This is a genomic window from Paraburkholderia sp. (genome assembly GCF_034668105.1).
Classification (GTDB): Bacteria; Pseudomonadota; Gammaproteobacteria; order Burkholderiales; family Burkholderiaceae; genus Paraburkholderia.
Genome location: NZ_JAXDPY010000282.1, coordinates 1 through 7,831, shown reverse-complemented (window position 1 = coordinate 7,831; position 7,831 = coordinate 1). Strand labels below are relative to the sequence as shown.

Here is a 7,831-nt window from a genome sequence, read left to right as displayed (position 1 = left end):
TACCGTGACTGTGCGGGGGACCCGCTTATGAGTTAGCGGTTTGAGCGGCTTTCTTTGCTTATCTTTCTTTGCCGCGGCAAAGAAAGTAAGTGCCGCCCCGCACAGGGGCGACGCTAATAGACCGATAAGAAAACAAGGAAAGGCCAACGCCGTAGGCACACAACCCAAAAGCGCCCGAAGGCAACCAGTTCAAGAAAAGCCACCGCCGCAGGCAGACAGATAGACAGACAGACCACAAGCGCCGCAGAGGCAAAAAAAACCACTATCCCAAACCACCATTCCTCCCCTACCCTCTATCCAAAAACCAGATACCCCAACCCAAAGCCGCCGCAGGCAAAAAACCATGCCCGACACACACCTGGATCTAAACCTGATCCCCTACCTGGTAGCAATGGAAGACACCCGCAACGTCAGCCGCGCAGCGGACCAGCTCGGCGTCAGCCAACCCCGCGTCAGCACCGCGCTGGGCCGCCTGCGCGAATACTTCGACGACCCGCTCTTCGTCAGAACATCGAAAGGCATGGAACCCACGCCGCGCGCGCTCGCCATCCTCCCCGCCGCCCGCGACGCGCTCCTGCGTATCGAGAAAGGCATGCTCGACGTACAAGACTTCGATCCGGCCACCAGCACCCATACCTTCTCTCTCGCACTTTCCGACGTCGGCGAAATCGTCTTCCTGCCGCGGCTCCTGCAACTCTTCGCCGAACGCGCGCCCCATGCCAATCTGCGCTCGGTGTCGCTCTCGCCCGCGCACGTGGAACGTGGACTCGAATCGGGCGACGTCGATCTCGCCGTAGGCTATTTTCCCGATCTGTCAGGCAACAACTTCTTCCAGCAACGGCTCTTCACCCATCGATTCATCTGCCTGATGCGCACGGGACATCCCCTTTCGAAGGCGCCGCTCACACTGCCCCAGTACGTGGCGTCGGGCCACGCAGTCGTGCGCGCCGAAGGACGCAGCCAGGAAGTCCTCGAACATTACCTGGAAAAAAAACGCATCAAGCGCCGCGCCGTACTCGAAACGCCGCACTTCATGAGTCTGCCCTTCATCCTCGCGCGCACCGATCTGCTCGCCACGGTGCCGCACGCTATCGGCTTCGCGTACGTGTCGGAGCATGCGTCGATCATGCTGGTCGAACCGCCGCTGCCGCTGCCGCGCTTCGATCTGCGACAGCACTGGCATCGCAAGTTCCACAACGATCCGCGCGCAAGCTGGCTGCGCGGCGTCGTCGCCGAACTCTTCAACGACGATATGGACGAGTGGCCGAAGTGAGCTCGCACCCCAGTGGCGAAAGGGGCATCGGCACGACGCGGCGCAAAACATGGAACAATGGCCGCACTCATTGAACCCGCGCGCTCCGCTTACCGTCGACGCGCGATCCCAGAGGAGCGACGGATGGCAAGCAGCAAAGCAAAGAAAACCGAACCCGCGGCAGAACGCCCCAGCCGCGAGGAAGCTGAAGCAGCAGTACGCGTGCTGCTGCGTTGGGCGGGCGACAATCCGGAACGCGAAGGCCTGCTCGATACGCCCTCTCGCGTAGTGCGCTCTTACGAAGAGTTCTACGCGGGCTATCAGGTCGACCCGCGGGAGATCCTCGCCCGCACTTTCTCGGAGGTGGACGGCTACGACGAAATGATCGTGCTGAAAGATATCCGCTTCGAGAGCTATTGCGAACATCACATGGTGCCGATCATCGGGCGGGCGCACGTGGCCTATCTGCCCGGGCATCGGGTGGTCGGCATCTCGAAGCTGGCGCGCCTCGTCGATGCGTTCGCCAAGCGTCTGCAGATCCAGGAAAAGATGACCGTGCAGATCGCCGATACGTTGAACGACGTGCTGCAACCGGCGGGCGTCGGCGTGATTCTCGAAGCCGCGCATCAATGCATGTCCACGCGCGGCGTCCATAAAGCCGGTGTCACGATGGTCACCTCGCGCATGCTGGGCACCTTCCGTACCGATCCGTCGACACGGCGCGAGTTTCTGTCGATCGTGGGTAATCCGGGTGTGGTGGCGGTCGCCAATACCTGAATTACCTGACGCCCGAACCGCGATTCGGTCGCGTCGCGGTGTTTGGGCTGCGACGTCGAACACCGGCTCGCCGTCTATCGGTCGTGATTCATGCCGTCGCGTCATGCCCGCCGCGTCGTGCCTTACGCACCGTGCGCATCTGGCCGAAAGTGGCCAGCAGCACCGCCCCCAGCACGCACGCAACGCCGGCAAGTTGCGCCGCGCTCACCGGCTCCCGCAACACAACGGCCGCCAACGCCACCGCGCTCACCGGCACGAGCGCGGTCATGAGCCCGGCTTCCGCGCCGCTGATGCGCGCAGCACCCGCATACCAGAGAACGAAGCCGGCCACGGTCGGCACGAGCGCGTAATACAGCACGCCGTACAGCGCGCTTGCATTGAACGGCCCGCTCCAGGGCCTTTCGAAGCACGCCGGCACGATCGCCACCGCGAAACCGATGCTGCACATCAACGCCGACAGCGGCAGCGGCGCAACCGGCACGCGCAACCGGCGATTCAGCAGAATGAAAAGCGCCTCGCAGACGATCGCCCCGAACACCAGCGCGTTACCCGCCAGCGAACTGGCCACACGGGGCGCGGTGAAATCGTCGAGACGCGCGGTACACACCAGCACACCCAAGGTGGCGAGAACAATCGCACCCATCAAGGCGGGCGTGGGGCGCTCACCCAGCACAAGCATGGCGACCCCGGCCGACACAGCCGGCAGGGTGCCGGCAATCACGCCCGCATCGGCGGCCGAGGCGAGTTTCATACCGCTGATGAGCAACACCGTATAACCGACGCTGCCCGCCCCCGCCTGGGCGATCACGAGCAACGTATCGTGCCTGTCGAGGCGCGGCCAACGCACGCCACGCCAACGCATCACCAGCACAAACAGCGGAAGCGCGATCGCAAAACGCAAGGCCGTCGCGCTGAACGGCGGCAATCCGCTCGCGATCGATTTACTGACGACAACCGTGCTGCCGACCCCGATCATCGCCAGCGCGCAAAACAGGTATCCCACATACCGTGAGTTCATGCCGCGGTCCTCTTCGTTTGAACGAGCAGCCAGATTAGAGGCGGCGCACGCGCGCGGTCTTGAACGAAATTGCAGAGAACACGCCGGCCCACAACGTGGCGTAGCGTCCGCTTCACGAAGCGGTCGCGCGAATCCCGCTTTTGGCCGGATCGGAAGCAAGCGCCGGGGGCAAGGTCCATCGGGTATCCTGATCGAAGCAAAGCTTCACCGGGAACGCGAGCGGACAAACCGGCAGGCAAGCAGATAAACGCTTCAGGAACATACTTTGCGTTCCGGCAAAACACGCTCCCGCCGCAACGCGGCCCAACGGCAATAACAGGAGTTCCGCAATTGGTAGCGTTCCCGTCGACGGCGGTATCCACCTGGGGCGGCGCAGTCGTATTCCTCAACGTGCTGCTGACACGCCTTGGCGTGCCGATCCCCGCGGTGCCCGTGCTCCTCTTCGCCGGCTCGGCGATCGCCGCGGGCACACTGTCGTTCTGGCCAATCCTGTTCTCTGCCGTGCTCGGCGCGCTGATCGGCGACGGCGCGTGGTTCGCCGCCGGCCGCATCTACGGCAGCAAACTGATCGCCATGCTCAAGCGGATCTCGCCCGCCGTGGATGCCAGAGTCGCGCGAGCACGCTCGCTCTTCGAACGCTTCGGCGTACCGCTTGTGGCGATCTCGAAGTTCGTCCCGGGCCTCGGACTCATCACCCCGCCGCTGATGGGCACGACAGCCGTGGATACCCGCATCTACGCCGTGTGGGACCTCGCCGGCGCCCTTGCGTGGGCCACCTTCTGGCTGCTTGGCGGCGCCGCGGCGGAAAGGCAACTGCATATGCTGCTCGACGTCGTCAAGGCACGCGGCGGTACAGTGATCGACGTTTTGCTGGCCGCGGCGTTGGCTTATCTGGTGTACCGCCTGCAACAACGACGCCGCGAGCAACGCCGTTTCGAGGACGCTGCCTCCGCGGCAGCGTCACAAGCGGCAGCGGGCGGATGGCGCCGCATTGTGCCTCCGAAGGTTCTGGATGCCCGCCCGCTTGCGTTGGCTGGCGAGGCGCAGCAGGCGCTGCGCCCGATTCCCGGCGCGCTGGCGCTCGACCCGCACTCGCCTGAGCAGATCGACGGCGCGCTGCGCGCCTATGACATGGTGATTTACTGCATTTGCCCCGACAGCGCGACAGCCTTCGAGATCACCCAACGGATGCGCCTGAACGGTTACACGCGGATTCGCGCATTGCGAGGTGGCCTCGACGCCTGGCAAAGGCGGGGGTTTCCTGTCGAGCCGCTGGCGCTCGCCGAGGAGGAGGTCGGAGGCGGCCGCACGCCGGATATATACAGTGCGGCACGCGAGGCGGTCACCTTGCGTGGCCTCGCCCCTCGGCGGGTTCAAAGCTCGTGAGTGGCGTGCCGGCCCTCCGGCCGTCACCATGAACCAAACAGTTCCGCCCCGCCACGCTCACTACGACGAATCCGCACAATTGCCAATGTCGTTTTCGAGCCGGGCTACCCGAACGAACCGCACCTCGAAAGCGCGTCACAATTTGCGCAGCAATCCAGCCGCAGAGCGCATCCGACGTTTGCGCTCCTTTCTGAACCAGTGAAGCACCGCATCGACATCACCAGACCCGGCCAGCAACGCCACGTTGTCGCGCAGCAGCATTTCACTCGCGACAATATCGTTCAGCGCACCGAAACGTTTCTGGATCTGCTTCAAACGCTTCAATACCCGTTTTCGTCCACCCTTCAGAACGGGCTCGAAAAACTCGAGCAGGTAGCGCAGTTTCTTGCCCGCCTTTCTGACGTCGTGAAACGACGGATAGCTGGAACGTTTCGCCCGGGATGCGCATTTCATACGCTTCTTCAACGAACGCTCCGAATCACTCACGCGTTGCTTGGCGAATTTGCGCAGCGGTACGCGCTGATGCGCCGTGTTCAACTCTTTGGAGGCACCCGTCACGGCCTCCCGCAACAGATGTTTGACGTCCGCGTTCGAGAGCGTTTCGCGGCTCGTCGCCAAGGCCTCACCGCGAGCCTCCTGGAGTTTGGGCGCCAGCTCGGGCGCAACGCCCTCTTCCTGGGCAATCAGTTCGATCAGAATGTCCCAATCGCGCGTCTTGCCCGCCGCCGTGGCCAGAAACTTGTACAACGCGCGTTGGCGCGTGTTCTCGCCTTTGTCGAGCAAGGGTTCGAACGCCCACCACAAGGAACGCAAACGGCGCAGCGACACGCGCAGTTTGTGCAACGCTTCCGGCGAGGCGTCTTCGTGCACGGCGTTAGCGTATTCGATCGCGTCGCTGACAAGAGGCGCCGCGTACGACGCGAAGGCCTCTTGCGCCGAGGCTTCGGGGTCGGCCGGTTTGCTGTCCGCAACCTGATTGTCGATTTTCCGGATCTGCTGGTTCATTGGACGCCTTTCAAAAGTCCATTTATACGAGCCGACGTCGAATCAATACACTTCCGGCACGATCATCGAGGACGGCACCGGCTGGCGGCTGTATTCGTCATGATAAACGCGTGCGGGCAATTCGATTTGCGAATGCTGGATCTCGTGATACGGCACCTGGCTTAACAGATGCTGAATGCAGTTCAGGCGCGCGCGCTTCTTGTCGACCGCCTGCACCACCCACCAGGGCGCCTCCGGAATGTGCGAGCGTTGCAGCATGACTTCTTTCGCCTGCGTATAGGCTTCCCAGCGGCGCCGGCTTTCCAGATCCATTGGACTCAGTTTCCACTGCTTCAGCGGATCGTGGATGCGGTTCTGAAAGCGGATTTCCTGTTCTTCGTCGGTGATCGAAAACCAGTATTTGAGAATCTGCACGCCGCTGCGCGCCAGCATCTTTTCGAATTCCGGCACCGAACGGAAGAACTCTTCGTACTCGTCGTCGCTGCAGAAATTCATCACGCGTTCGACGCCCGCGCGGTTGTACCAGCTGCGATCGAACAGCACCATTTCGCCGCCGGCCGGCAAATGCGACACGTAACGCTGAAAATACCATTGCGTGCGTTCGCGATTGTTCGGCGCCGGCAACGCCGCCACGCGGCACACGCGCGGATTGAGCCGCTGCGTGATGCGTTTGATCGCGCCGCCCTTGCCGGCCGCGTCGCGTCCTTCAAAAATCACCACCAGCCGATGGCCGGTCTGCACGATCCAGTCCTGCAATTTGACGAGCTCGCCCTGCAACCGGAACAGCTCGCGGAAGTACATCTTGCGCGCCTCGCGATGCTCGGGCGTAAAGCCCTCGGCACCGTCGATGATGCGGTCGTCGACCTCCATTTCGAGTTCCTCGTCGTACGCGTCGATGAGGTCTTCCTCGAAACGGCGTTGCCGTTCTGCCATGACTTCGGCCTCGGGCCTCGGATCCAGCTCTTTCATTGCGACTCTCCTGGCAACGGAAATGGTTAGGCGCCCGGCGCATACGCGTTGCGAATGGGTTCGATTATCGAAGCGCGAGGTGTCAGCCGTGTTACCGGCGCGTCAGCCGCGGCCTGGAACGATCGACGCTCGCCGGCGGCCTGCGTGCCTGTTGAACAACCATGATAGCGAGTTTGGCGCGGCCGCCTGGCGCTAACGCAATGGCCTCGCGAAGCTGATTTCGTGGCCGTCGGGATCGGTAATGTGGAAATAACGCTCGCCCCATGGCGCATCGGACGGTTCGAGCGAGGGCTTCAACCCCGCCGCCAGCGCCTTCCGATAGAGCGCGTCGACGTCCGACACATGGATGATGACGCGGCCCCACCAGTTGACCGGCGCGCGCGTATCGACGATCAGGTTCAGGTACGACCCGCCGAAAGCAAACGACGTAAATGCTTCCTGCGAACCGCCGAATTTGATCGGAAAACCGAGCGCTTCGTAAAACAGTATCGCGCGCGGCATATCGCGGGTGGCGAGGGTGATGGCGCTGAGCGATTCGATGCGCGGCTCGGTCGGAACTGTTGAATCCGCGGGGGTGGTTGAGGCGCTTGAAGCGCTTGAAGCATCCGACGCGCTCGAAGTGTTCGACGACCCAGACGCGCTCGACGAGGCAGAGGATGCGGATGACGAGGGCAAGTTCATGGCGGCTGTCTCCTTGTGGGCATGGCGAGGCCTGAAAAGCCTGCATGGCGTGTGCCCGGGTTCTGCTGGTTCTGCTGGCCGTGCCGGCTCCTGCTGCGCCCCCCGGCGCCGGACGAGGCATCAACTTGAGTTCCAGCCGGCCCAGCGACCCGGCGTTCGCACTCGCCGACCTCGGAAAGTGTCTCACACCCCCAGCCCCGCGCCCTACGCCCGCCCCGCACTTGAAAACCCGCCCGCCGCCCTGCATCTCGATTTCCGTTTATCCGGAGCATCGCCATGGGAAGCCGTCCACGCTTCATCGATGACCTGTCGCGCGCCGCATCCGACGCCCCCGGGCCCGATCCACTCACACCCTTATCCGACGACGTCCTGCTCGACGCCTACTCGCGCACCGTCATTGGCGCGCTGGAGCGCGTGCAGCAGGCCGTCGCCTTTATTTCCGTCGAACGCCGGCTGCCGGGCGCCGCCTCGGGACACGAGCGCGGCGCGCGCGGCGGCACCGGCTCGGGCTTCATCTTCACCCCCGACGGTTATCTGCTCACCAACAGCCACGTCGTGCACGGCGCCACGCATATCCGCGTAACGCTTGCCGACGGCGCGAAGTTCGACGCCGATCTCGTCGGCGACGACCCCGGCAGCGATCTGGCCGTGCTGCGGATCGGCTCGCCCGAGCCGCTGCCGCATGTGGAGCTTGGCGAATCGTCGAAGCTGCGCGTCGGGCAGATCGCGATTGCTGTCGGCAA

The 7,831-nt window shown here is 63.4% G+C and carries 8 protein-coding genes; 4 read left to right on the top strand and 4 right to left on the bottom strand.

Annotated elements, in window-relative coordinates; all coding sequences use genetic code 11:
* The first annotated feature begins 343 nt into the window (after positions 1–343).
* Together QOC89_RS13095 and folE are read left to right on the top strand one after the other, a co-directional pair.
* Positions 344–1,273: a LysR family transcriptional regulator gene (locus QOC89_RS13095; protein WP_323045397.1), complete on the top strand. Its 930-nt coding sequence runs from the start codon at positions 344–346 to the stop codon at positions 1,271–1,273.
* Positions 1,274–1,396: 123 nt separating this feature from the next.
* A complete protein-coding gene (folE, locus tag QOC89_RS13090; protein ID WP_323045396.1) occupies positions 1,397–2,029 on the top strand; it encodes a GTP cyclohydrolase I FolE in 633 nt (210 codons plus the stop codon).
* 88 nt (positions 2,030–2,117) lie between these two features.
* Here folE and QOC89_RS13085 read toward each other — a convergent pair whose 3' ends face one another.
* Positions 2,118–3,047 carry a DMT family transporter gene (locus QOC89_RS13085; RefSeq protein ID WP_323045395.1) on the bottom strand — a complete coding sequence of 310 codons (930 nt, stop codon included), beginning with the start codon at positions 3,045–3,047 and terminating at the stop codon, positions 2,118–2,120.
* Between the two features lie 330 nt (positions 3,048–3,377).
* Between QOC89_RS13085 and QOC89_RS13080 the strand changes: the two genes are divergently transcribed.
* A complete protein-coding gene (locus QOC89_RS13080; RefSeq protein ID WP_323045394.1) occupies positions 3,378–4,433 on the top strand; it encodes a VTT domain-containing protein in 1,056 nt (351 codons plus the stop codon).
* 135 nt (positions 4,434–4,568) lie between these two features.
* Here the strand turns inward: QOC89_RS13080 and QOC89_RS13075 are convergent, their stop codons facing one another.
* The 3 genes from QOC89_RS13075 to QOC89_RS13065 form a co-directional block, all read right to left on the bottom strand.
* Positions 4,569–5,438 (bottom strand): CHAD domain-containing protein, encoded by an 870-nt coding sequence (locus QOC89_RS13075; protein ID WP_323045393.1) that lies wholly within the window; start codon positions 5,436–5,438, stop codon positions 4,569–4,571.
* Between the two features lie 42 nt (positions 5,439–5,480).
* On the bottom strand, positions 5,481–6,407 hold the full coding sequence (ppk2, locus tag QOC89_RS13070) for a polyphosphate kinase 2 (RefSeq protein ID WP_323045392.1): 927 nt from the start codon (positions 6,405–6,407) through the stop codon (positions 5,481–5,483).
* A gap of 192 nt (positions 6,408–6,599) precedes the next feature.
* The gene (locus QOC89_RS13065; RefSeq protein ID WP_323045391.1) at positions 6,600–7,088 is read right to left on the bottom strand and encodes a VOC family protein; all 489 of its coding nucleotides are present in this window, start codon (positions 7,086–7,088) and stop codon (positions 6,600–6,602) included.
* A gap of 276 nt (positions 7,089–7,364) precedes the next feature.
* On the opposite strand from QOC89_RS13065, the gene QOC89_RS13060 reads away from it, so the two are divergent.
* Positions 7,365–7,831, top strand: a 467-nt coding sequence (locus QOC89_RS13060; protein ID WP_323045390.1) for a S1C family serine protease, incomplete at its 3' end; no start/stop codon positions are given.

Coding starts and splice junctions, on each gene's coding strand:
- folE (WP_323045396.1), top strand. CDS start 1,397: ATGGCAAGCAGCAAAGCAAAGAAAACCGAACCCGCGGCAGAACGCCCC.
- QOC89_RS13075 (WP_323045393.1), bottom strand. CDS start 5,438: ATGAACCAGCAGATCCGGAAAATCGACAATCAGGTTGCGGACAGCAAA.
- QOC89_RS13065 (WP_323045391.1), bottom strand. CDS start 7,088: ATGAACTTGCCCTCGTCATCCGCATCCTCTGCCTCGTCGAGCGCGTCT.
- ppk2 (WP_323045392.1), bottom strand. CDS start 6,407: ATGAAAGAGCTGGATCCGAGGCCCGAGGCCGAAGTCATGGCAGAACGG.
- QOC89_RS13095 (WP_323045397.1), top strand. CDS start 344: ATGCCCGACACACACCTGGATCTAAACCTGATCCCCTACCTGGTAGCA.
- QOC89_RS13085 (WP_323045395.1), bottom strand. CDS start 3,047: ATGAACTCACGGTATGTGGGATACCTGTTTTGCGCGCTGGCGATGATC.